The sequence below is a fragment of the Pseudomonas taiwanensis genome (genome assembly GCF_013393345.1).
GTDB lineage: Bacteria > Pseudomonadota > Gammaproteobacteria > Pseudomonadales > Pseudomonadaceae > Metapseudomonas > Metapseudomonas resinovorans_C.
In genome coordinates this window covers 40,728-62,303 of the sequence record NZ_QJRF01000067.1, presented here as the reverse complement: position 1 = coordinate 62,303, position 21,576 = coordinate 40,728, and the positions used below count along the sequence as shown (strand labels likewise).

The window sequence follows — 21,576 nt, the reverse complement described above, 5'->3', positions numbered from 1 at the left end:
ACAGGGCTTACTTGTGATAAGGATGGCCGGACAGCACTGTCCAGGCGCGGTAGATCTGCTCGCCGATGAGGATGCGAACCAGCGGGTGCGGCAAGGTCAGCGGCGACAGCGACCAACGCTGCTCGCTGCGCGCGCAAACCTCCGGCGCCAGCCCTTCCGGGCCGCCGACCATGAGGTTGACGGTGCGCGAATCGAGACGCCAGCGGTCCAGCTCGGCGGCCAGCTGCTCAGTGCTCCACGGCCGACCTTGGACTTCCAGGGTCACGATGCGTTCCCCCGGCTGGACCTTGGCCAGCATGGCCTCGCCCTCCTGGCGGATCATCCGCGCCACGTCGGCATTCTTGCCACGCGTGGTCAGGGGAATTTCCACCAGTTCCAGGCTGAGCTCGGAAGGCAGGCGCTTGACGTACTCGTGCCAACCCTCTTCCACCCAGCGCGGCATCCGCGTGCCAACAGCGATCAGACGTAGACGCAAGGGACGCCCCGCTTACTCGTGGCTGTGGTGCGCGCGGCTCTGCTCAGCGCCCTGCCACAGGCGCTCCAGATCGTAGAACTGGCGGGTGGCGACTTGCATCACATGCACCACGACATCGCCCAGGTCCAGCAGGGCCCACTCGCCGCCGTCCAGGCCTTCGCTGCCCAGGGGACGCACGCCTTGCTCCTTGACCTTCTCCAGCACGTTCTCGGCCATGGATTTGACGTGACGGCCGGAGGTGCCGCTGGCAATCACCATGAAGTCGGTGATGCTGGTCTTGCCGCGTACGTCGATGGTGGTGATTTCCTGACCTTTCAGGTCTTCCAGGGCCGCGATGGCGACCTTGACGAGTTCTTCGTTTTGCATCGGGTTCAACTACCTCAGTGAATCAGTTCGGCGCACGGTAAAGGTCGTGCGCATGGATATAGGCCAATACGGCGTCGGGCACGAGAAAGCGCGCCGAGCGCCCCTCCCCCAGCAATTGGCGAATCTGGGTGGCGGAAATTGCCAAGGGGGTCTGCCAGACGAAGGCTATCTGCCCGGCCGGCCCCTGTAGGGATTGCGGGTCGACGGCGCTACGCGCCGCCAACAGGTCACGCAGGTCTTCCGGAGCCTCGCTGTCGGCATCCGGACGTTGCAGGACCAGGATGTGGCAGTGGTCGAGCAGCTCGCTCCAGCGATGCCAGCTCGGCAGTCCACAGAAGGCATCCCAGCCGACCAGCAGGAACAACTGGTCATCGGCGTCCAATTCGGCACGCAGGGACTCCAGCGTCTCGATGGTCCAGGACGGCCGCTCGCGCTTGAGCTCACGGTCATCCACCACCAGCGGCGCTACTCCGGCCACGGCCAGCCGCACCATTTCCAGACGCTGCGCAGCGGACACTCGCGGGCTGTCGCGGTGCGGCGGCCGTGCACTTGGAATCAGGCGCAGCTCGTCGAAGCCGAACTGCTCGGCCACCTCGACGGCACTGCGCAGATGACCGATGTGCACAGGATCGAACGTGCCGCCGAAGAGACCGATGCGCTTGCCCATCAGGTGCGTACGTGACCGTCGCCGAAGACCACGTACTTCTCGCTGGTCAGGCCTTCCAGACCGACCGGACCACGAGCGTGCAGCTTGTCGGTGGAGATGCCGATCTCCGCGCCCAGGCCGTACTCGAAACCATCAGCGAAGCGGGTCGAGGCGTTGACCATCACCGAAGCGGAATCCACTTCGGTGATGAAGCGCCGGGCATCACTGAAGTTCTCGGTGATGATCGCGTCGGTGTGTTGCGAGCCATAGGCATTGATGTGCTCGATGGCCTGGTCCAGGCCGTCGACGATGCGGATCGAGAGGATCGGCGCGTTGTACTCGGTGCGCCAATCTTCTTCGGTCGCCTCCAACACGTCCTTGCCCAGCAGGGCGCGGGTGGCGGCGTCGCCGCGCAACTCCACACCCTTGTCGCGATAGATGGCGGCCAGGGGCGGCAATACGCGGGCGGCGATAGCCTCGTGCACCAGCAGGGTTTCCATGGTGTTGCACGGCGCATAGCGCTGGGTCTTGGCGTTGTCGGCCACGCGGATCGCTTTGTCCAGGTCGGCGGCAACGTCAATGTAGACGTGGCAGATGCCGTCCAGGTGCTTGATCACCGGCACCTTGGCCTCGCGGCTGATGCGCTCGATCAGGCCCTTGCCGCCGCGCGGGACGATCACGTCGACGAACTCCGGCATGCTGATCAGCGCGCCTACGGCGGCACGGTCGGTGGTTTCCACCACTTGCACCAGCTCGCTCGGCAGACCGGCTTCGGCCAGGCCCGTCTGGATGCAGCGGGCGATGGCCTGGTTGGAATGAATGGCCTCGGAACCGCCGCGCAGGATGGTGGCGTTGCCGGACTTCAGGCAAAGGCTGGCGGCATCGATGGTCACGTTCGGCCGCGATTCGTAGATGATCCCGATCACACCCAGCGGCACGCGCATCTTGCCCACCTGGATACCGGACGGCAGGTAGCGCATGTCGCGGATCTCGCCGATGGGGTCCGGCAGGGTGGCGACCTGACGCAGGCCCTCGATCATGTCGTCGATGCGCGCCGGGGTGAGTGCCAGGCGATCGAGCATGGCTGGCTCGAGGCCATTGGCCCGGCCATTGGCCAGGTCCTGCTCATTGGCGGTGGACAGCTCGGCACGAGCTGCATCCAGGGCATCGGCGGCAGCCAGCAGGGCGCGGTTCTTCTGCGCGGTGCTGGCACGGGCGGCCACACGCGAGGCGGCGCGTGCGGCGCGGCCAAGGCGGGTCATGTAATCGAGAACGGACTCGGTCATGGTCTCGGGTTCTGGCGAAAGGAAAGCGGCTGATTATAGCGGCCGCGCTCGCTCGCGCCCAGCGGCGCCGGGCGGATGGTAGACAGGCCATTCCACGGGCCTTTTTCGGTAACGACGCAAACCTCGGCCCAGGCGGGCCGCGGCCTGGACGGTGACACCCGGCCACCGCGCCCGCCCGAAGGTTGGGTAAACAAAAGTGTCTCCGCTGTTTACCTTCCAATCGCAGTCGTCGCAGAAGAACAAGAAGCGCCCCCGGCGCCGGAGAATCCGCCATGCGTTACCAGACCGACTTCGCCCCCCAGCACCTGAACGATGCGCCCCGCATCCTCCAGGTCGGCCCCTGGACCCTGCACTACCAGGCCTTCTCCCAGCACGCCGAAGACACTCGCGAGCCGGTCCTGATGCTTGGCGGCGCCTTCCAGAGTTTCCGCTCTTTCGTCTCCGAGGTGCAGGAGCTGTTGCCCCGCCACCCGGTGATCCTGCTCGATCTCCCGAGCCAGGGCGGCAACCTGCAACTGGCGCCCGAACTTTCGCTCGAACAGCTGGCTGACCTGATCGCCGCTTTTGCCGAAGAACTCCGGCTACCACCGTTGATCCCCATCGGCCTGTCCTATGGCTCCGCCCTGGCGGCCCTGTTCGCGGTTCGCCATCCACGACATTGCGCACGCCTGCTGCTCGCTGGAATCACCGCGTTCGGCCGCCCCGGCGCCCGCCGCATGCTGGAAGAAAGCCTGGACCTGCTAGCCGAAGGCCAGGTCCAGCGCTTCGTCCAAGGCGCACTGACCGGCCTGATCAATCCCCTGCGTCTGGAGGAAACCGGCATCTCACTGGTCTTTCGCAAGGCACTTTTGCGACAGATGCAGCGTCTTTCCCCGCAGGAACTCGAACGATACCGGCAAAACAGCCAACGCCTGCTGGATTTCCAAGGCTTCGCGCGCCACCCGGCTTGCCCCACCCTGGTGCTGGCCGGCGAGTTCGATCACTTCACCCAGCCCTGGGAGCATGCGGGCTTCGCCGCTGCCTGCACCGATGCCGACTGCGCACTTATCCACAATGGCGATCACCTCGCCCAGTTCGAACAGCGTGAGGCCTGCGCCAGCTTCTACCGTCCGTTCCTCCTCGGTAGCGCCCTGCCCCTTGCCGCCCCTGGCGCCACGCGCCTTGCCCGCAATCGTCTGGACCGCCTGGAACGACGGCAGGAACCGCGCCTGGCCCCATTGAACCGGCGCGGCCGGCTGCTTCACGACGAAGCAGGTGAGTGGCCGGTGGAAGTCAACGAACTGGGCTTCTTCGGCGGCCTGCTGGCCGGCAACCTGCCGAGCGCGCTGCCCTCGCGTGGATGGCGCCTGCAGGCCGGCGATCTGCCGGAACTGGATGTCCTGCCCTTGCGCCATGAGGGCGATTGCCTCGCCCTGGTCTTCCCCCACACCGATGCTCAGGCCAGCGACGCCCTGGCAGCGCAGATGGTGCAGGCCGAGCCGCGCGCGGTGGTTAACGCGTGACGACAGGGAAGTCGCCTTTGGCTTGCTCTTGTGGGGGCGAATTCATTCGCTATGGGACGCGGAGCGACCCCAGCCTGCCTGCACGCCGATATTCCGGCTCGGGTAACGTGTAGGAGCGAGCTTGCTCGCGAAAAGATCTCGCCCGGGCTGTTCGCGAGCAAGCTCGCTCCTACAGAAAATGCGACTTCAACCTGCCCATCGGAGCATTTCGATCGTCACAGGCAGACCCGATAACTCATGACCACACCCTCAGGACGTGGTTTCCCGAGTTCAAATGAATCCGCCCTCCAGCCATCACACTCGTCCCTCCACCACCCTCACCAGCGCCGGCCCGGCATCCGCCAGCGCCGACTCGAGTTCCTTCGGGTCATGCACCCGGACTTCTCCAAAGCCGCAGCCTTCAAAGCCCGAAACGATGGCGTCGTCTCCCCGGTAATGCAGGTAATAGCGGCCTCGGGTCAGCCGCCCAACCAGATCGATGCCCCAGCGCAACTGGCGATAGCGTGGATGCTCGTGCAGGTCGGGATAGAGATCAGTGAGGTAGGTGGCGGCCGGGAACTGTTTCAGCTGGTCCGCCAACCGGCTCCAGAAGGCTTCTATCACCGGCAGTTCGAAGTAGTTCACCAACCCTTCGGTGATCACCAGCACTGGCGCTTCGTGATCCAGCCCGGAAAAGAGCGCCTGCAAGTCGTTCGCGCCCTGATCGGCGAGGATATCCACAGGACGCACCTGATGCCGCGCGCCCAGCCAGCCCTCTTCATGGAGCAGCAGCCGCTTGCGTGCAGCCATGGGCGGCAGGTCGGCCTCCAGGTAACGCAGCTCCGGATAGCGGGAACAGAAGCGCCGTCCCCGGGGCGACAGACCGCAGGCAATCTCCACGACCTGGCGTACCCCGCGCCGCTCGATGGCCTCGCTCAACAGCGCATCGATCAACAGATGGCGCTGCAACAGGAAGCGCTCGACATCCAGCCCGAAGGCCACCCGCGCGCCCCAGCTCACTGGCGCCAGCACGCCGTGGGCGAAGCGTCCGAAGGGCGTAACGAAGGGGGCTTCGGCAAGCTGGTGGCGATACCAGACGTAACCGGTGTAGTGCGCACTGGGGGTGATGTGGGCACTGTCGAGACGGGCAGCTCGGGACATGGCAACGGGCTCTTGTTATTTTGCGTGACGATTCCGACGCCGGCGTTCAGCTTCGGCTCAGCATGCTTCCGTATAATCGCGAGCCTATTCCGACCCGTAACCCTGCGACAGCCCCATGTCCTGCGATCCCATCCTTAGTTTGCCCTGGCCGGGTGCCCGCCCGCTGACCGATGCCTTTTTCGACCGCGACGCCCAACTGGTGGCCCGCGAGCTGCTGGGCAAGGTGATCCGCCACCGGGCAGGCGACCGCTGGCTATCTGCCCGCATCATCGAGACTGAGGCCTATTACCTGGTGGACAAGGGCAGCCACGCGTCCCTCGGCTACACGCACAAGCGCCGCGCGCTGTTTCTCGATGGCGGGCACATCTATATGTACTACTCCCGTGGCGGTGACTCGCTGAACTTCAGCGCCCACGGCGCCGGCAACGCGGTACTGATCAAGTCCGGGCATCCCTGGGTGGACGCCATCTCTTCCGCCGACGCCCTGACAGCCATGCAACGCAACAACCCCGACGCCCAGGGCCAGCCCCGCCCCACCGAACGGCTCTGCGCCGGCCAGACGCTGCTGTGCAAATCCCTTGGCCTGAAAGTGCCTGACTGGGACGGCCAGCGCTTCGACTGGCAGCGCCTGTTCGTCGAAGACGTCGACGAACGTCCCGCCTGCATCATCCAGACCGCGCGCCTGGGCATCCCCCACGGCCGCGATGAACACCTGCCTTACCGCTTCGTCGATGCCGCCTATGCTCGCCATTGCACACGCAACCCGCTGCGCCGCGGGCAGGTCGAAGGATTCGACTACACGCTGATCGAGGACACACCCGCATGAGTCAATGGTTCGACCAGGTCACCGCCTGGCTTGGCGCCAACCCGGAATGGTTGGGCCTGGCCATCTTCCTGATCGCCTGCATCGAATGCCTGGCCATCGCCGGCATCGTTGTACCGGGCGTGGCGCTGCTGTTCGCCGTCGGCGTGATGGCCGGCAGCGGCGCACTGGAACTCTGGCAGACCTTGCTCCTGGCCTACTGCGGCGGGCTGGTGGGCGACATGATCTCCTACGGACTGGGGCGACGCTTCCACCAGAACATCCGCCGCCTGCCCTTGCTGCGCGACCACCCCGAATGGATCACCGGCGCTGAAAACTACTTCCAGCGCTATGGCATCGCCAGCCTGCTGGTGGGTCGCTACATCGGCCCGCTGCGCCCCATGCTGCCGATGGTGGCGGGCATGCTCGACATGCCCTTCCCGCGCTTCGTCGCCGTCAGCATGCTGGCAGCCGCCGGCTGGGCCGTGGCCTACCTGGTTCCCGGCTGGGCCACCGGCGCGGCACTGCGCCTGCCGCTGCCGGATGGCTTCTGGAGCGAAGCCGGGGTCGTGATAGTCGTGGTCGTCGCCATACTGGGCCTGATCATCCACAGCACGCTCCGTGAGAAACGCTCGGCCAACCCATTGGCGGCCGGACTGTGCCTGGCAGCCCTGGGGGCGCTGTTGATCGGCTGGCCCCACTTGCAGGCCCTGGACCAGGGACTGATGGCGCTGGTTCAGGAGCAGCGCCGGGACGGCTTCGATCATTGGATGGTGCTGGTCACTCGTGTCGGCGACTTCGAGACCCAGTTGCTCGCCGGCGCGCTGCTCGGCGCCCTGTTGCTGCTACTGCGCCAGTGGCGCCCCACCTGCTTTGCCATCGGCACGCTGCTGATCACGGGGCTGGCCAATACCGGCCTCAAGCACCTCTACGCACGCGCACGTCCCGAGGTTCTGGTCGAGCCGCTGACCACGTTCAGTTTCCCCAGCGGCCACAGCTCCGCGGCCTTCGCGTTCTTCCTGGTACTGGGGATTCTTGCCGGGCGCGGCCAACCGGGGCGCCTGCGCCTGACATGGTTGCTGCTGGCCTGCTTGCCGGCCCTGGCCATTGCCCTGTCGCGGGTCTACCTCGGCGTGCACTGGCCCACCGACATCCTCGCTGGCGCCTTGCTGGCGGGCGGCATCTCGGCGGCCGGCCTCGCGCTGATGCAGCGTGCGGCGCCACTGACTGCGATGAGTGCGAGGGTGTGGGTGCTGATCCTGCCGGCCTGCCTGGCCCTGCTCGGCGGCGTCGCCACCTGGGCCCTGCCGGAAGCGCTGGCGCGTTACAGCTACTAGCTGCTGCATCAGGCCCGACAGGAAATATCAGGCGATGGATTCGCCCTCGCCCTGCAGCTGATCGAGCAGGCCCTGGAGGAAATCCAGACGTTCGTCAGGATCGCTCAAGGTCAGCAGGTGGATCTTTTCCTTGATGTGGAACGGCAGCAGGTAGGACAGCTGATTCGCCAGCGCCTGCTGCCCCTCCACCACGCCGCCCATGCCCAGCCCCTGGACCATGGGGTGCTCGGCCAGGGCGTTGAGCAATGCGGCCAGATCAGCATGCTCCCCGCGCAGGGGGCGCTCAGGCTCATCGGCCAGCCATTCGACTTCAGCGAGGGTCAGTTGGTCGCGCAGCACTTCCGCCTTGCTCACATGGAAGCGCCGCCCACCTTCCACGCGGATGCCCAGCAAACCGTTGGGACGCTGCTGCCAGTCGCGGATCAGCGCCTCGCAACCGATGGCGGCGAAGCGACTGGCCGCCTCGCCCACTTCCTGGCCCTCGAGAATGCAGACCACGCCGAAGCCTTCGCCCTGCTTCATGCAGCGCCCCAGCATGTCCAGGTAGCGCGCCTCGAATATCTGCAAGTCCAGCGTGCAACCCGGAAACAGCACGGTGTTGAGCGGAAACAGCGGCAACTTCATGCATCGACCTCAAGCAATCATGGCAACGGCGAGCGGCAGCAGCACCGCTGTGGCGACACCCATGAGGCTCATCGCCAGGGCGGCGAACGCACCGCACTCCTCGCCTTCCTGCAAAGCCCGCGCGGTGCCCACGGCGTGAGCGGTGAGTCCCAGGGCCATGCCCTGTGCCGCCGGGTGACGGACACCGCAGCGGCGCAGCAGCTCCGGACCGAGAATGGCGCCGAGCACGCCGGTGATCAGCACGAACACCGCCGCCAGGGCTGCCACGCCGCCAAGCTGCTCGGCCACCAGCATGGCGATGGGCGAGGTCACCGACTTCGGCAACAACGTCATCAGGACCATGCGCTCGGTGCCGAACCACCAGCCCAGTACAGCTACCGACAGCGTAGCGAAGAGCCCACCGAACACCAGTGTCAGCAGGGTCGGCCAGAACAGCTGGCGAATTCGCCGCAGGTTGAGGAAGAGCGGTACGGCCAGCGCGACAGTGGCCGGACCGAGGAAGACCGTCAGCAATTGCGTGCTCTGGCGGTACTCCTGGTAGGTGATACCGAAGGCCAGCAACACGCCGATCAGCAGCAGCATGGACAGCAGCACCGGCTGGAGGAATACCCAGCGGGTCTTCTCGTAGGCCGCCAAGGCCAATTGATAGGCCGCCAGGGTCATGCCGAAGCCGAACAGCGGGTGATGCACGATCGCTTGTATCGCGGCTTGCCAGTCGAGGCTCATGTGTCCTCCCGGCGATTCGCCTGTCGATCGATGAGCTTCTGCATCAGCCAGCCAGAGAAGAGGAAGGTCGCCAACAGGGACAGCACCAGCGCGCCGACGATGGCCCAGAAGTCCGCCCAGATGGCCTGCGCATAAACCATCACGCCCACTGCCGGAGGCACCAGCAGCAGTGGCAGGTAGCGCAGCAGGCTGCTGGCGGCCAGGCTCAGCGGCTCGCTTACTTCGCCACGCGCCAGCAGATAGAGGAAGAGCAGCACCAGGCCGATGATGGGCCCGGGCAGCATGGACAGGAACAGGGCATTGAGCCCGCTACCGATCAGCTGGAACAGCACCAGCCAGGTCAGTCCGCGCAACAGCATGAAATTCTCCACGGGTCAGGTCCGGCCAGGCAGGGCCTCGGCCGGGACGGGGGCATTATAGGCTCGCCCGACGCCTCGCTATAACCCGCCATTCGCAGGGGGCATGGCGTCTTGACCCGACGGGTCCGGCATGATGATCTAAGCGCTGCATGCAAGACCGGGCTCACCCCCGAATCAATAAGAATTACAACACTGCATCCACGGAGGATGACGTAATGGCGTTCGTACCAGTAGCGGAACTGAAGAACTACGTTGGCAAGGAACTCGGCCACTCGGACTGGATAAGCATCGACCAGAACCGTATCAACCAGTTCGCCGAATGCACCGAAGACCACCAGTTCATCCATGTCGACCCGGAGCGCGCCAAGCAGACGCCCTTCGGCTCCACCATCGCCCATGGCTTCCTCAGCCTGTCGCTGATTCCGAAGCTGATCGACGGCCTGCTGGTCCTGCCCGAAGGCGCGAAGATGGTGGTCAACTACGGTCTCGACAGCGTGCGTTTCATCCAGCCGGTCAAGGTCGACTCCCGTGTGCGCCTGGCCGTGAAGGTCATCGACGTCAACGAGAAGAACCCCGGCCAGTGGCTGATCAAGGCCCTTTGCACCCTGGAGATCGAAGGCCAGCAGAAGCCCGCGTACATCGCCGAGTCCCTCAGCCTCTGCTTCGTCTGAGCCGCTCCTCGCCGCCAAAAAAGCCCGCAATAGCGGGCTTTTTTGCGCCACACTGAAAGGCAGATGCCGATTAGGACAAGCACGCCGATGAAGCCGTTTCTGCCCCTGACCCTCGCCATCCTGCTCGCAGCCTGCGGTGAGGGCGAACCCCTGACACCGCCGGACGCCCGCCTGCCGGATGGTTCCCGCTACCGCGGCGAACTGGTCGATGGCCTGCTGCAGGGACCGGGCCGTCTCGACTACAACAATGGCACCTGGTTCGAAGGTCAGTTCAAGGATGGCCAGCCGGAGGGCCAGGGTGAATGGCATGGCCCCAGCGGCCTGGTCTACATCGGCGAATTCAAGGCGGGCCTGTTCCATGGCCAGGGCCGCCTCGCATACGGAAACGGCACGACCTACGAAGGCGGCTTCGCCCAGAACCAGTTCCACGGCGAAGGCACCCTGCGCCAAGGCGAGGTCACCTATCGCGGCCAGTTCCACAACGACAAATACCAGGGCTTCGGCATCCTCGAATGGACCGACGGCAGCAATTACCAGGGGCTCTTCAAGGCCGGCCAGCCAGAGGGCGAAGGCGTCCGCACCGATGAAGCCGGCAACCGTTTCAGCGGACGTTTCAAACGCGGCCAGCTGGTGGGCCAAGGGGCCTATCAGGGGCAGGACGGCTCCAGTTATATCGGTGAGTTCCGCAACAGCCTTTTCGACGGCAAGGGGCGCTTCACTAGTGGTGACGACGATGTCTGGAGTGGGACCTTCAAGGAAGGCAACCTGATTGGCCAGGGCGAATTCACAGGCGCCGACGGCAGCCACTACGTGGGGCACTTCCGGCACTGGCGCTACCAGGGCGAAGGCATCCTTTCGCTGGCCGACGGCAGCCGTTACCAGGGGAACTTCAGCGACGGGCTCTACAGCGGCACTGGCAGCCTGACGCGATCGGATGGCAAGCAGGAAACCGGCACCTGGCAGGACGGGGTCCGCATCCGCGACGAAAAGGGCAAGGCCCTGCCCGACCCACTGGAAATCGGCCTGCTGGCCCAGGGTCACCTGCTCGAGCAGGCCATCGATGCCCTGCCGGTCTCCACCCACGAGGTGGAACTTTACTCCATAACTGTCGCCGGCGACGGCCGCCAGAGCGTATTCCTGCGTGAAGCGGATTACGTCTCCAGACTCCTGGCCGAACGCTTCGGCGCCCACGGTCAGCTCACCCTGGTCAACCACCGTGAACACATGGCCGACCGTCCGCTGGCCACCCGCGAAAGCCTGTCCCGTGCCATCAAGGCCGTCGCCAGGCGCAGCGGCCCGGAAGACCTGGTGTTCATCTACCTCACCAGCCACGGCTCACCGACCCACGAACTGGCCCTGGAGCAACCCGGCCTTCAGTTGGGTCACCTGCCGGCACAGGAACTTGCGGACCTGCTCACTCCTCTCAAGGACAGGTACAAGGTGCTGGTGATCTCCGCCTGCTACTCCGGCGGATTCATTCCACCGCTCAAGGACGACAGAACGCTGATCATGACGGCTGCGCGTACCGATCGCGTCTCCTTCGGCTGCTCCGAGGAGAATGACTTCACCTACTTCGGCCGAGCGCTGTTCGCTGACGCCTTCAGCGAAACCGACGATCTGGAACGCGCATTCGGCATCGCCCGGGAGAAAGTCGCCGAACGCGAGAAGGCCGACGACTTCGAGGCCTCGGAACCGCAGATCTGGGCGCCCAAGGGTGTCACCACGCGCTGGCGGGCACTCCGCGAACACCAGGCGGAACAGGCCCTGACCGCACAGAGCGCCGAGGACCCCGACAAAACCGCGCTTAGCCACTAAGCTCAGCGTGTATCAGCGGAGAAACAGCATGCATCTGACGCCCCAGCACATACTGCTCGCCGGCGCCACTGGATTGACCGGCGAGCACCTGCTCGACCGCCTGCTCAACGAACCCACGGTAGCCCGTGTCCTGGCCCCGACCCGGCGCCCGCTGGCCGAACATCCACACCTGCTGAACCCCGTCGGTCCGCTGCCCGAATTGCTGCCGCAACTGCAGGGACAGGTCGACGTCGCCTTCTGCTGCCTGGGCAGCACCATCCGCCAGGCCGGCTCCCAGGAGGCCTTCCGCGCAGTGGACCTGGACCTGGTCCTGGCGTTCGCCCAACGCGCCCGCGAACTGGGCGCCCGGCACTTCATCGTGATCAGCGCACTGGGTGCCAACCGCGCATCCTCGATCTTCTACAACAAGGTCAAGGGCGAGATGGAGGAAGCCCTCAAGGCGATGGACTGGCCGCAACTGACCATTGCCCGCCCGTCGCTGCTGATCGGGCCACGCAGCGAGTTCCGCTTCGGCGAACGCCTGGCCGCCGCTTTCATGCGCTGGCTGCCGGGCAAGTTCCGCGGCATCGACGTCTGCACCCTGGCCCGCGCACTCTGGCGCCTGGCGCTGGAGGAGGAAGACGGCGTTCGCATTATCGAGTCGGACGACCTGCGCCGCCTTGGGCGCTGACAACGGCGGGAGCACGCCCGCCAATGGCCGAAATCCCCGCGCCCTTGCGATTCGCCCCTGCTAAGGTGGACGGCGTCCTTCGCCGGAGACAGCCAGCATGGGCTTCTATGATCGCCACATCCTGCCCCACCTGATCGACTTCGCCTGCGGCATGGGGCATGTGATGAAGACCCGTTCCCTGGTCGTGCCCCAGGCTGAAGGCCAGGTGCTGGAAATCGGCATCGGCACCGGGCTCAACCTTGCGTTCTACGATTCTTCCCGTGTCAGCCGCGTCACCGGTGTCGACCCCGCTGCACAGATGCAGGCCCTGGCGCGCCGACGCGCCGAAGCCATCGCGATCCCCGTGGACACCATTGCGCTGGAGCTCGGCGAGATCCAGGCTGCCGACGCCAGCTTCGACAGCATCGTCTGCACCTTCACCCTCTGCACCATTCCGGACGCCATCGCCGCCCTGCGTGAAATGCGTCGCGTACTCAAGCCCGGCGGACGCCTGCATTTCGCCGAACACGGCCTGGCGCCAGACCTGTCCGTGGTGCGCTGGCAGCACCGGCTCACCCCGTTGTGGAAACCGCTGGCCGGCGGCTGTCACCTCGATCGCGACATCCCGCGCCTGATCGAAACCGGCGGCTTCAACATTGGCGAGCTGCACAGCAGCTACCTGCCCGGCCCGAAACCCATGACCTTCGTCTACCGCGGCTGGGCGGATTGACGCCGGCTTGCGGCTGAACAAGGATTCGTCCTTTATCCACAGGGATCGCCCCATGAGCCTCGAATCGGTCCGAGCCTTCTTCGCCGGGAAGGCGCCGGAAATAGACATCATCGAATTGCAGACCAGCACCGCCACCGTCGCCCTGGCGGCTGAAGCCCATGGCGTCGAGCCGGGCCGCATCGCCAAGACCCTGGCCTTTCGCGTAGGCGAAGATGCCGTGCTGGTGGTGGCGCGTGGCGACGCCCGCATCGACAACCGCAAGTTCAAGGAAACCTTCGGCGCCAAAGCCAAGATGCTGGATGCCGAAACGGTGGAAGCCCTGACCAGTCATCCAGTGGGCGGGGTTTGTCCATTCGGCCTGGCCACCCCACTTCCGGTTTACTGCGACCGATCCCTGCAAGCCTTCGATGAAGTGGTGCCAGCGGCAGGTGCCGTCCACAGCGCAGTGCGCATCACCCCGGCCTACATGGCCGAGCTGGTGGAAGCGAAATGGGTGGATGTGTGCCAGGAGCCGGCAGAGGAAATGCACGGCTGATTGGGATACGCCCTGTAGGAGCTGGCTTGCCAGCGAATGACCCCTCTTCGCCAGCAAGCTGGCTCCTACAGGAATTCATCGATCCATATGGCAATGCACATGCACCCCGTAGGAGCTGGCTTGCCAGCGAATGCCCCCTCTTCGCCAGCAAGCTGGCTCCTACAGGAATTCATCGCTCCATAAGGCAATGCACATGCACCCTGTAGGAGCTGGCTTGCCAGCGAATGACCCCTCTTCGCCAGCAAGCTGGCTCCTACAGAAATTCATCGCGCCATGAGCAAATGCACATGCGCCCTGTAGGAGCTGGCTTGCCAGCGAATGCCCCCTCTTCGCCAGCAAGCTGGCTCCTACAAGGCGATTCAATACCCGCCCGTTACCCCCAGACTCACACCCAACTCCGCCGCCACTGCGAAGGGCAGCAGCAGCGTGTCCAGCAATGCACTGGCGGGCAGGTCCAATGCCGGATAGGCCGGCGGCTCGACGCCGAAGCGGTCCGTGGGGCAGCAGCCACCATTGAGCGAATACCAGTCCAGACGGGTGCCGGAATAGATGATCGGCGCGCCCGGCTTGGCGGCATTGAGCGTCCAGACACTGGCGCAGCCTTGCAGGAGGCTCAGCGCCAACGCGATAACGGCGAAGGGTTTAGTCATCGACGCCCTGATGGTGTTCGCCCCAACGCGGCAGCATGTCCTGGGGGATATCCAGCAGGTTGAGGATTCGCGCCACCACGAAGTCGACCAGGTCATCGATGGTCTGCGGCTGGTGATAGAAGCCCGGCGAGGCCGGCACAATCACCGCGCCGAGGTTGGACAGCTTGAGCATGTTCTCCAGGTGAATGCTGGAGTACGGCGCCTCGCGCGGCACCAGGATCAGCTGGCGACGCTCCTTCAGGGTCACATCAGCGGCGCGCTCGATCAGGTTGTTGCAGGCACCGGTGGCAATGGCCGAGAGGGTTCCGGTGGAACAGGGCACCACCACCATCGCCGCCGGCGCGCCAGAGCCGGAAGCCACTGGAGACATCCAGTCTTCCTTGCCATAGCAGCGAATCTGGCCCGGTGCGGCACCGGTGTACTCGCTGAGGAAGGCCTGCATGGCCTGGGGCTTGGCCGGCAGGGTGACATCGGTTTCGGTGGCCATCACCAACTGCGCGGCCTTCGAGATCAGGAAGTGCACCTCGCGGTCTTCCTGGATCAGGCAATCCAGCAGACGCAGGCCGTACTGGGCGCCGGAGGCGCCCGTCATTGCCAGGGTGATGCGGGACGGTCCGTTCATCGCCTCACTCCGCCAGGGCCGAAGCCAGCTTGCCGTGCAGGCCGCCGAAACCGCCGTTGCTCATGATCACCACCTGGGTGCCGGGCGCGGCGATGGCCTTCACCCCCTCGATGATGGACTCCAGGGATTCGCACACCTGGGTCGGCACAGTGGAGCCGGCGACTGTGGCCGCCAGATCCCAGCCGAGATTCGGCGGCGCGTACCAGAACACCTGATCGGCCAGCTTCACCGAATCCGGCAGACCATCGCGGTGGGCGCCGAGCTTCATGGAGTTGGAGCGCGGCTCGATCACCGCGATCACCGGGGCGTCGCCCACGCGCTTGCGCAGGCCGTCGAGGGTGGTGGCGATGGCAGTCGGGTGGTGGGCGAAATCGTCGTAGATGGTCACGCCCTTCACCTCGGCCACCTTCTCCATGCGCCGCTTGACGCTCTTGAAGACCGACAGCGCAGCGACACCCAGCTCCGGAACCACGCCAACATGGCGGGCCGCAGCCAGGGTGGCGAGGGCATTGGCGACGTTGTGCTGGCCAGTCAGTTCCCAGTCCACGGTGCCGGCGACCTGACCTTCGAACAGCACGTCGAAACGCGAGCCGTCTTCGGCCAGCAACCGAGCCTGCCATTGACCGCCTTCACCGGTGGCCTGCACCGGGGTCCAGCAACCCATGTCCAGCACGCGCTTGAGCGCGGTTTCGGACGTCGGATGGATGACCAGACCCTCGCCGGGAATGGTCCGTACCAGATGATGGAATTGACGCTCGATGGCAGCGAGGTCGGGGAAGATGTCCGCGTGATCGAACTCGAGGTTATTGAGGATGGCGGTGCGCGGGCGGTAGTGGACGAACTTGGAGCGCTTGTCGAAGAAGGCGCTGTCGTACTCGTCTGCCTCCACCACAAAGAAAGGCGTGCCGCCCAGTCGGGCCGACACACCGAAGTTCTGCGGTACGCCGCCGATCAGGAAGCCCGGGCTCATGCCGGCATGTTCCAGCACCCAGGCCAGCATGCTGGTGGTGGTGGTCTTGCCATGGGTGCCGGCCACTGCCAGCACCCAACGGCCTTGCAGCACATGATCGGCCAGCCACTGCGGGCCGGAGACGTAGGGCAGGCCCTTGTTCAGTACGTACTCGACGGCGGGGTTGCCACGGGACAAGGCATTACCGACGACCACCAGGTCTGGAGCGGGCTCCAGATGGGCGGGCTCGTACCCCTGCATCAGCTCGATCCCCTGGGCTTCCAGCTGGGTGCTCATGGGCGGGTAGACGTTGGCGTCGGAGCCGGTGACACGGTGGCCAAGTTCCTTGGCCAGCACCGCCAGCGAACCCATGAAGGTGCCGCAGATGCCGAGGATGTGGATATGCATGGATGACCTCTGAAACGGGCCGCCCCGGCCCGGAAAAAACTTGTCGCAGGTTAGCACAGCGGCCCCTCTGGGAGCCCCAGGAGACTGGTGTAGGGGCGAATTCATTCGCCAAGCAGGCCGAAGGACTGCCACGCCCGCCCTAGGGACCGCTATGCGGTCCTTGGCGAATGAATTCGCCCCTACAAGGAAAGAGCGAACCAGCTAGCCGCCGTTCGACCGCACGATGTCGAAAAAGGTCTCGATGATGCGCCGCGAACCCTGCTCCCGCAGGCACACCAGCGTCTCCGTCATGCGCTGCAGGCAGTCGCGGATCGGCAGCACATGCACGTTGGCGCTGGCACCCACCTCGGCCGCCGAAACCAGCCCCACGCCCAGGCCCGCCGCGACCATCTCGAAAGTCGCCTCGCGGCCCTCTACCTCAATGGCCGGGCGGATGGCGATACCGGCGCGGCGCATCTCTTCCTCGAGTATCTGCCGGGTCATGGAGCCGCGCTCCCGCAACACCATTGGCATGTCTTCCAGATCGGCGAGGACGATCGACTTACGCGCCGCCCAGGGGTGCGAGTGGGCCACGAAGGCCACCAGCGGATCGGCGCTGAGCACGTGGGTGATCAGGCTGTCGTCTTCCACCACGCGGCCCAGCAGGGCGAAGTCCGCCTTGTACTCCTGCAAGCGACGCAGGCATTCGTCGCTGTTGCCGGTGACCAGGCTGACGCGGATCCCCGGATAGCGTTCGCAAAAGCGCGCGATGTGCCCCAGCAGGTGCACCGGCGAATCCACCGCCAGGGTCAGGCTACCGGTCTCCAGTGCACGCGAAGTGGACAGCAGCTCCTGTGCTTCGGCCTCGGCGGCGAACAGCCGCTGAGTGATGGTCAGGAGGCGCTCGCCCAGGTCGGTCAGTTGCACCGAGCGCTTGTTGCGGTGGAACAGCAGGATGCCGAAGCGCTCCTCCAGCTTGCGCACCTGGTCGGAAACCGCCGGCTGGCTGAGGAAAAGCGCCTCGGCCGCACGGGTGAAATTGCCGTGCACCGCCACGGCGTGGAAGGCCTTCAGCTGGGCCTGGGAAACCGCCATTCGCCTGCTCCTCGATAAATAAGCTCAACTTATTTTTGAAATACTATAAATCGATTTTTTTTATTTCTAGGGAATTGGTTTTATCTCTCCATCGCAACGCGCCCTCACCAGAACAACGCTGGAGACGACCATGACCAAAGCCGAATTCCCCACTAACACCCAACCGCTGGCAGCCCCTGCCCTCGGCGAGCCCTACCTGCTGACGCCCGGCCCGCTGACCACCTCCAAGGCCACCAAGGAAGCCATGCTGCGTGACTGGGGCTCATGGGACGGCGCCTTCAACCTGGTGACTGCCGAAGTGCGCCAGGAACTGCTCTCCATGGCCGGCGTGCAGGACGACAGCTTCGCCTGCGTCCCTCTGCAAGGCAGCGGCAGCTTCTCCGTGGAAGCCGCCCTGGCCACCGCCATCCCACGCGACGGCAAATGCCTGATCCTGATGAACGGTGCCTACGGCCAGCGCGCCGCCAAGACCCTGGACTACCTCGGCCGCGCCTACATCACCCTGGACAAGGGCGACTACCTGCCGCCGCAACCGGATGAAGTCGCCGCCCTGCTGAAGGCCAACCCGGACGTCACCAACGTCTTCCTGGTCCACTGCGAAACCAGCTCCGGCATCCTCAACCCGCTGCGCGCAATCGCCGATGTGGTGAAGGCCCACGGCAAGAGCCTGATCGTCGACGCCATGAGCTCCTTCGGCGCCGTACCGCTGACCGTGAATGAAATCGCCTTCGACGTGCTGGTGTCCTCGGCCAACAAATGCATCGAGGGCATCCCCGGCTTCGGCTTCGTGATCATCCGTCGCTCGGTGTTGGAAGCCGCCAAGGGCCGCGCCCACTCCCTCGCCCTGGATATCTACGAGCAGTGGCTCTACATGGAGCGCACCGGCCAGTGGCGCTTCACCCCGCCGACCCACAGCGTGGTGGCCTTCCGCGCGGCGCTGGAACAACACGCTGCCGAAGGTGGCGTTCCGGGCCGCCTGGCGCGCTACAGCCGCAACCGCGACGTGCTGGTCGCCGGCATGCGCGAAATCGGCTTCAAGACCCTGCTGGAAGACCAGTGGCTGTCGCCGATCATCACCACGTTCTTCAGCCCGGAGCACCCGAACTTCGAGTTCAAGCGCTTCTACGAGGAGCTGAAGGCCCGCAGCTTCGTCATCTACCCCGGCAAGCTGACCGTCGCCGAGAGCTTCCGCATCGGCTGCATCGGCCAGATCGACGAACACATCGTCCGCCAACTGCTGCGCGCCATCGCCGACTCCCTGGAAGCGATGGGCGTGGAGATCGAGTAATCCGGGGCCTGTGAGAGCGTCGCGAGCGAAGCTCAGGCAAGGCGAAAGCGGCCGAGAATGCGCAGTTTACGAGCTGTAAATGAGCAATTTGAGGGCGTTTTCAACGCAGCATGAGCGAGTGCAGCAGCTATCACAGGCCCTGGTGCGGCTGCCTGAGTCGAGAGGTAGCCCATTCCAGGTCACCCACCGTCCTGAGACGGTTCCCGCTGCGGGTAGCGGGGCCGTGGTGCGGTGACCTTTTTCTGAAACATTTCCGTAGTAAACCGACCGCTCGGCCACGCCGGGCAGGAGCCAAGACCAACGCCGAATCTCATTCACCAGCCTGACGCCACGACCGCTGCCATCTGACCAAGGTCGTGCGTTTAGACAGCCCAGCAGCAAAACAACAACAACCTCCCTATTTGCACTGTCCGGCATACCCACACGGGGTCAGAAAACCATGAACAACAACGCAGGCGCCTTGCACAGCGGCTGGAAGTCCCTCCAGCGCTGGCGTGTCCAGATTTTCCTCATCACCTGGCTGGCCTACGCCGCCTTCTACTTCACGCGTAAAGCCTTCTCCGTCGCCAAGCTCGGCATTGGCGAAGACCCAAGCTTCGAACTCGACAAGGCCGCGATGGCCAACCTCGACGCCCTCTACCTGGCCGCCTACGCCGTGGGTCAGTTCACCTGGGGCATCTTCGCCGACCGTTTCGGTCCACGCGTGGTGGTACTCGGCGGCCTGGTGATTTCGGCCCTGGTAGCCGTTGTCATGGGTACCTTCGCCACCCTGCCGATCTTCGCCACCTGCATGGTGGTCCAGGGTCTGGCGCAGTCCACCGGCTGGTCGGGCCTGTGCAAGAACATCGGCAGCTTCTTCGCCACCAGCGAGCGCGGCCGCGTCCTGGGCTACTGGAGCACCTGCTACGCCTTCGGCGGCCTGGTCGCCACCCCTTTCGCCGGCTGGTGGGCCTACGAGGTGTTCCATGACTGGCGCATGGCGTTCATCTCCAGTGCACTGGTGGTGGGCGTGGTCGCGGTGCTGTTCTATTTCCTGCAACGCAACAAGCCAGAAGACGTCGGCCATGCGCCGGTCGAAGTGGAAACCAGCACCAACGGACCGCGTGAAGGCCACTGGAACGCCCTGCGCAAAGTGCTGAAAAACCGCACCGTGCTGATCCTCGGCCTCGCCTACTTCCTGTTGAAACCCGCGCGCTACGCAATCCTGCTGTGGGGTCCGGTCATCGTCTACGAACGCATGCCCGCCATCGGCAAGGTCGCCTCGGCCATTGTCCCCACCGCTTTCGAACTGGCCGGCCTGGTCGGTCCGATCCTGATCGGCCTGGCTTCCGACAAGCTCTTCGGTGCCCGCCGCATGCCGGCCTGCGTGTTCAGCCTGATCGCCCTCACCGTGTGCCTGGCGCTGTTCGTCCCGGCCATGCAGAGCGGCAGCCTGTACCTGGTGGTCGGCCTGCTGTTCATGATGGGGATGACCCTCTACGGACCGGATTCGATGATCAGCAGCTCCGCCGCCATCGACTTCGGCACCCAGGAAGCCGCCGGCACCGCCGCGGGCTTCGTCAACGGCTGCGGCTCGGTCGGCGCCATCCTCGGCGGCCTGCTGCCGGGCTACTTCGACACCAACACTGTATTCGTGGTGTTCACCGCAGCGGCGCTGCTGGCCAGCCTGATGCTGGTGCCCTTCTGGAACAGCCGCCCGCAACCCTTGAAAGCGCCGGAAAGCTTCCCGGCAACCGGTCAACCGGCCCTGGCCGGGGCCAAGTCCTGAATTCCCTTAGCCCAACCTGCAATCCGCTGGAGTCATCACCATGCATTACAAGCAACCCACCCAACTGCAAGCCGTCATCCTCGATTGGGCCGGCACCGTCGTCGACTTCGGTTCTTTCGCACCGACCCAGATCTTCGTCGAGGCCTTCGGTGAGTTCGGCGTCGCCGTCTCCCTGGAAGAAGCGCGCGGCCCGATGGGCATGGGCAAGTGGGACCACATCCGCACGCTCTGCGACATCCCGGCCATCGCCGAACGCTACCGCGCCGCCTTCGGCCGACTGCCCACCGACGATGACGTCACCGCCATCTACGAGCGCTTCATGCCGCTGCAGATCGAGAAGATCGGCCTGCACTCGGCGCTGATCCCCGGCGCCCTCGACACCATCGCCACCCTGCGCGACAAGGGCCTGAAGATCGGCACCTGCTCCGGCTACCCAGCCGTGGTGATGGCCAAGGTGGTGGAACTGGCCCGCGAGAACGGCTACACGCCGGACCACGTGGTGGCCACCGACGAAGTGCCCAACGGCCGCCCGCACCCGGCGCAGTCCCTGGCCAACGTGATCGCCCTCGGCATCAACGACGTGGCCGCCTGCGTGAAGGTGGACGACACCTGGCCGGGCATCCTCGAAGGCCGCAGCGCCGGCATGTGGACCGTGGCCCTGACCTGCTCGGGTAACGCCCTCGGCCTGACGTACGAACAGTTCAAGGCGCTGCCGAAAGACAAGCTGGACCAGGAACGTGCACGCATCGGCCAGATGTTCGAAGGCTCCCGCCCGCACTACCTGATCGACACCATCGCCGAGATGCCGGCGGTGATCGATGACATCAACAAGCGCCTGGCCCGTGGCGAGATGCCCCAGTCCAGCTGATTGGAAGCGGGGTCAGCCGTCGGCCCCTCCCCCGGCGGGCAAGGATGCCCGCACCTCTCATGAAAAAGCCCGGCCCCTGAAAAGGGGCCGGGCTTTTCTATTTCTGTGGGGGCGAATTTATTCGCGAAGGGATGCGCAGCGTTCCCCTGCAATTCCGAAGGCCGGCCCTTCGGTCCGGTCAGCGATTGAAATCGCCCCCACAAAATAAGCAGCAACTCCCGGCTTCCGGCGGGACTCGAACCCTGTGGGGGCGAATTCATTCGCGAAGGGAAGCGAAGCATCCCCC

The 21,576-nt window shown here is 65.1% G+C and carries 23 protein-coding genes; 11 read left to right on the top strand and 12 right to left on the bottom strand.

Annotated features, from left to right (window positions below):
• Window positions 1-7: 7 nt before the first annotated feature.
• The 4 genes from rlmH to DM872_RS19705 are packed head-to-tail and all read right to left on the bottom strand — an operon-like array spanning window position 8 to window position 2,773.
• Window positions 8-475 carry a 23S rRNA (pseudouridine(1915)-N(3))-methyltransferase RlmH gene (gene rlmH, locus DM872_RS19720; protein WP_044872302.1) on the bottom strand — a complete coding sequence of 156 codons (468 nt, stop codon included), beginning with the start codon at window positions 473-475 and terminating at the stop codon, window positions 8-10.
• 12 nt (window positions 476-487) lie between these two features.
• On the bottom strand, window positions 488-841 hold the full coding sequence (rsfS, locus tag DM872_RS19715) for a ribosome silencing factor (RefSeq protein WP_077525215.1): 354 nt from the start codon (window positions 839-841) through the stop codon (window positions 488-490).
• Between the two features lie 22 nt (window positions 842-863).
• Entirely contained in the window at window positions 864-1,508 is a 645-nt protein-coding gene (gene nadD, locus DM872_RS19710) for a nicotinate-nucleotide adenylyltransferase (protein WP_077525216.1), read from the bottom strand.
• Window positions 1,508-2,773 carry a glutamate-5-semialdehyde dehydrogenase gene (locus DM872_RS19705; protein ID WP_179061054.1) on the bottom strand — a complete coding sequence of 422 codons (1,266 nt, stop codon included), beginning with the start codon at window positions 2,771-2,773 and terminating at the stop codon, window positions 1,508-1,510. The genes nadD and DM872_RS19705 overlap by 1 nt, the downstream gene beginning before the upstream one ends.
• A 272-nt stretch (window positions 2,774-3,045) precedes the next feature.
• Here DM872_RS19705 and DM872_RS19700 point away from each other — a divergent pair, with 272 nt between their 5' ends.
• Window positions 3,046-4,275, top strand: coding sequence for an alpha/beta fold hydrolase (locus DM872_RS19700; RefSeq protein WP_179061053.1), 1,230 nt, complete (start codon window positions 3,046-3,048; stop codon window positions 4,273-4,275).
• A 294-nt stretch (window positions 4,276-4,569) separates the two neighbouring features.
• Here the strand turns inward: DM872_RS19700 and DM872_RS19695 are convergent, their stop codons facing one another.
• Window positions 4,570-5,415, bottom strand: coding sequence for a class I SAM-dependent methyltransferase (locus DM872_RS19695; RefSeq protein ID WP_179061052.1), 846 nt, complete (start codon window positions 5,413-5,415; stop codon window positions 4,570-4,572).
• 115 nt (window positions 5,416-5,530) lie between these two features.
• Between DM872_RS19695 and DM872_RS19690 the strand changes: the two genes are divergently transcribed.
• Both DM872_RS19690 and DM872_RS19685 read left to right on the top strand, forming a co-directional pair.
• Window positions 5,531-6,241, top strand: coding sequence for a DNA-3-methyladenine glycosylase (locus tag DM872_RS19690; protein WP_179061051.1), 711 nt, complete (start codon window positions 5,531-5,533; stop codon window positions 6,239-6,241).
• The gene (locus tag DM872_RS19685; protein ID WP_179061050.1) at window positions 6,238-7,554 is read left to right on the top strand and encodes a bifunctional DedA family/phosphatase PAP2 family protein; all 1,317 of its coding nucleotides are present in this window, start codon (window positions 6,238-6,240) and stop codon (window positions 7,552-7,554) included. The genes DM872_RS19690 and DM872_RS19685 overlap by 4 nt, the downstream gene beginning before the upstream one ends.
• A 27-nt stretch (window positions 7,555-7,581) precedes the next feature.
• Here the strand turns inward: DM872_RS19685 and DM872_RS19680 are convergent, their stop codons facing one another.
• The 3 genes from DM872_RS19680 to DM872_RS19670 are packed head-to-tail and all read right to left on the bottom strand — an operon-like array spanning window position 7,582 to window position 9,263.
• Window positions 7,582-8,178 (bottom strand): LON peptidase substrate-binding domain-containing protein, encoded by a 597-nt coding sequence (locus DM872_RS19680; RefSeq protein ID WP_179061049.1) that lies wholly within the window; start codon window positions 8,176-8,178, stop codon window positions 7,582-7,584.
• Window positions 8,179-8,187: 9 nt separating this feature from the next.
• Entirely contained in the window at window positions 8,188-8,904 is a 717-nt protein-coding gene (locus DM872_RS19675) for an LrgB family protein (RefSeq protein ID WP_179061048.1), read from the bottom strand.
• The gene (locus DM872_RS19670) at window positions 8,901-9,263 is read right to left on the bottom strand and encodes a CidA/LrgA family protein (protein WP_179061047.1); all 363 of its coding nucleotides are present in this window, start codon (window positions 9,261-9,263) and stop codon (window positions 8,901-8,903) included. The genes DM872_RS19675 and DM872_RS19670 overlap by 4 nt, the downstream gene beginning before the upstream one ends.
• Window positions 9,264-9,478: 215 nt before the next feature.
• Between DM872_RS19670 and DM872_RS19665 the strand changes: the two genes are divergently transcribed.
• From DM872_RS19665 to DM872_RS19645, 5 genes are all read left to right on the top strand, one after another.
• Complete coding sequence (locus DM872_RS19665; RefSeq protein ID WP_077525225.1) at window positions 9,479-9,934, top strand: MaoC family dehydratase; 456 nt, start codon at window positions 9,479-9,481, stop codon at window positions 9,932-9,934.
• Window positions 9,935-10,021: 87 nt separating this feature from the next.
• The gene (locus tag DM872_RS19660) at window positions 10,022-11,749 is read left to right on the top strand and encodes a C13 family peptidase (protein ID WP_179061046.1); all 1,728 of its coding nucleotides are present in this window, start codon (window positions 10,022-10,024) and stop codon (window positions 11,747-11,749) included.
• Window positions 11,750-11,777: 28 nt separating this feature from the next.
• Window positions 11,778-12,419 carry an oxidoreductase gene (locus DM872_RS19655; protein ID WP_179061045.1) on the top strand — a complete coding sequence of 214 codons (642 nt, stop codon included), beginning with the start codon at window positions 11,778-11,780 and terminating at the stop codon, window positions 12,417-12,419.
• Window positions 12,420-12,516: 97 nt separating this feature from the next.
• Window positions 12,517-13,128 carry a class I SAM-dependent methyltransferase gene (locus DM872_RS19650; RefSeq protein ID WP_179061044.1) on the top strand — a complete coding sequence of 204 codons (612 nt, stop codon included), beginning with the start codon at window positions 12,517-12,519 and terminating at the stop codon, window positions 13,126-13,128.
• Between the two features lie 52 nt (window positions 13,129-13,180).
• Window positions 13,181-13,663 carry a YbaK/EbsC family protein gene (locus DM872_RS19645; protein WP_179061043.1) on the top strand — a complete coding sequence of 161 codons (483 nt, stop codon included), beginning with the start codon at window positions 13,181-13,183 and terminating at the stop codon, window positions 13,661-13,663.
• Between the two features lie 359 nt (window positions 13,664-14,022).
• Here DM872_RS19645 and DM872_RS19640 read toward each other — a convergent pair whose 3' ends face one another.
• The 4 genes from DM872_RS19640 to DM872_RS19625 all read right to left on the bottom strand — a co-directional run bounded on the left by DM872_RS19640 (window position 14,023) and on the right by DM872_RS19625 (window position 17,366).
• Window positions 14,023-14,313 carry a YceK/YidQ family lipoprotein gene (locus DM872_RS19640; protein ID WP_179061042.1) on the bottom strand — a complete coding sequence of 97 codons (291 nt, stop codon included), beginning with the start codon at window positions 14,311-14,313 and terminating at the stop codon, window positions 14,023-14,025.
• Window positions 14,306-14,935, bottom strand: a complete 630-nt coding sequence (gene ubiX, locus DM872_RS19635; protein WP_016490716.1) for a flavin prenyltransferase UbiX — start codon at window positions 14,933-14,935, stop codon at window positions 14,306-14,308. Before ubiX ends, DM872_RS19640 begins: the two co-directional genes overlap by 8 nt.
• A 4-nt stretch (window positions 14,936-14,939) precedes the next feature.
• A complete protein-coding gene (gene mpl, locus DM872_RS19630) occupies window positions 14,940-16,292 on the bottom strand; it encodes a UDP-N-acetylmuramate:L-alanyl-gamma-D-glutamyl-meso-diaminopimelate ligase (RefSeq protein WP_179061041.1) in 1,353 nt (450 codons plus the stop codon).
• A 201-nt stretch (window positions 16,293-16,493) separates the two neighbouring features.
• A complete protein-coding gene (locus tag DM872_RS19625; RefSeq protein WP_179061040.1) occupies window positions 16,494-17,366 on the bottom strand; it encodes a LysR substrate-binding domain-containing protein in 873 nt (290 codons plus the stop codon).
• Window positions 17,367-17,496: 130 nt separating this feature from the next.
• On the opposite strand from DM872_RS19625, the gene DM872_RS19620 reads away from it, so the two are divergent.
• From DM872_RS19620 to phnX, 3 genes are all read left to right on the top strand, one after another.
• Complete coding sequence (locus DM872_RS19620) at window positions 17,497-18,654, top strand: 2-aminoethylphosphonate--pyruvate transaminase (RefSeq protein WP_179061039.1); 1,158 nt, start codon at window positions 17,497-17,499, stop codon at window positions 18,652-18,654.
• A gap of 439 nt (window positions 18,655-19,093) precedes the next feature.
• Window positions 19,094-20,422 carry an MFS transporter gene (locus DM872_RS19615; RefSeq protein WP_179061038.1) on the top strand — a complete coding sequence of 443 codons (1,329 nt, stop codon included), beginning with the start codon at window positions 19,094-19,096 and terminating at the stop codon, window positions 20,420-20,422.
• Between the two features lie 40 nt (window positions 20,423-20,462).
• Window positions 20,463-21,290 (top strand): phosphonoacetaldehyde hydrolase, encoded by an 828-nt coding sequence (phnX, locus tag DM872_RS19610; protein ID WP_179061037.1) that lies wholly within the window; start codon window positions 20,463-20,465, stop codon window positions 21,288-21,290.
• The last annotated feature ends 286 nt before the right edge of the window (window positions 21,291-21,576 follow it).

Excerpts from the sequence above, each read along its gene's own strand:
- DM872_RS19665 (WP_077525225.1), top strand. The coding sequence starts at position 9,479 with ATGGCGTTCGTACCAGTAGCGGAACTGAAGAACTACGTTGGCAAGGAA.
- DM872_RS19650 (WP_179061044.1), top strand. The coding sequence starts at position 12,517 with ATGGGCTTCTATGATCGCCACATCCTGCCCCACCTGATCGACTTCGCC.
- DM872_RS19615 (WP_179061038.1), top strand. The coding sequence starts at position 19,094 with ATGAACAACAACGCAGGCGCCTTGCACAGCGGCTGGAAGTCCCTCCAG.
- DM872_RS19660 (WP_179061046.1), top strand. The coding sequence starts at position 10,022 with ATGAAGCCGTTTCTGCCCCTGACCCTCGCCATCCTGCTCGCAGCCTGC.
- DM872_RS19655 (WP_179061045.1), top strand. The coding sequence starts at position 11,778 with ATGCATCTGACGCCCCAGCACATACTGCTCGCCGGCGCCACTGGATTG.
- nadD (WP_077525216.1), bottom strand. The coding sequence starts at position 1,508 with ATGGGCAAGCGCATCGGTCTCTTCGGCGGCACGTTCGATCCTGTGCAC.
- rsfS (WP_077525215.1), bottom strand. The coding sequence starts at position 841 with ATGCAAAACGAAGAACTCGTCAAGGTCGCCATCGCGGCCCTGGAAGAC.
- phnX (WP_179061037.1), top strand. The coding sequence starts at position 20,463 with ATGCATTACAAGCAACCCACCCAACTGCAAGCCGTCATCCTCGATTGG.
- DM872_RS19700 (WP_179061053.1), top strand. The coding sequence starts at position 3,046 with ATGCGTTACCAGACCGACTTCGCCCCCCAGCACCTGAACGATGCGCCC.
- DM872_RS19680 (WP_179061049.1), bottom strand. The coding sequence starts at position 8,178 with ATGAAGTTGCCGCTGTTTCCGCTCAACACCGTGCTGTTTCCGGGTTGC.
- DM872_RS19685 (WP_179061050.1), top strand. The coding sequence starts at position 6,238 with ATGAGTCAATGGTTCGACCAGGTCACCGCCTGGCTTGGCGCCAACCCG.
- DM872_RS19625 (WP_179061040.1), bottom strand. The coding sequence starts at position 17,366 with ATGGCGGTTTCCCAGGCCCAGCTGAAGGCCTTCCACGCCGTGGCGGTG.
- DM872_RS19690 (WP_179061051.1), top strand. The coding sequence starts at position 5,531 with ATGTCCTGCGATCCCATCCTTAGTTTGCCCTGGCCGGGTGCCCGCCCG.
- mpl (WP_179061041.1), bottom strand. The coding sequence starts at position 16,292 with ATGCATATCCACATCCTCGGCATCTGCGGCACCTTCATGGGTTCGCTG.
- DM872_RS19645 (WP_179061043.1), top strand. The coding sequence starts at position 13,181 with ATGAGCCTCGAATCGGTCCGAGCCTTCTTCGCCGGGAAGGCGCCGGAA.
- DM872_RS19675 (WP_179061048.1), bottom strand. The coding sequence starts at position 8,904 with ATGAGCCTCGACTGGCAAGCCGCGATACAAGCGATCGTGCATCACCCG.
- DM872_RS19640 (WP_179061042.1), bottom strand. The coding sequence starts at position 14,313 with ATGACTAAACCCTTCGCCGTTATCGCGTTGGCGCTGAGCCTCCTGCAA.
- ubiX (WP_016490716.1), bottom strand. The coding sequence starts at position 14,935 with ATGAACGGACCGTCCCGCATCACCCTGGCAATGACGGGCGCCTCCGGC.
- DM872_RS19705 (WP_179061054.1), bottom strand. The coding sequence starts at position 2,773 with ATGACCGAGTCCGTTCTCGATTACATGACCCGCCTTGGCCGCGCCGCA.
- DM872_RS19620 (WP_179061039.1), top strand. The coding sequence starts at position 17,497 with ATGACCAAAGCCGAATTCCCCACTAACACCCAACCGCTGGCAGCCCCT.
- DM872_RS19695 (WP_179061052.1), bottom strand. The coding sequence starts at position 5,415 with ATGTCCCGAGCTGCCCGTCTCGACAGTGCCCACATCACCCCCAGTGCG.
- DM872_RS19670 (WP_179061047.1), bottom strand. The coding sequence starts at position 9,263 with ATGCTGTTGCGCGGACTGACCTGGCTGGTGCTGTTCCAGCTGATCGGT.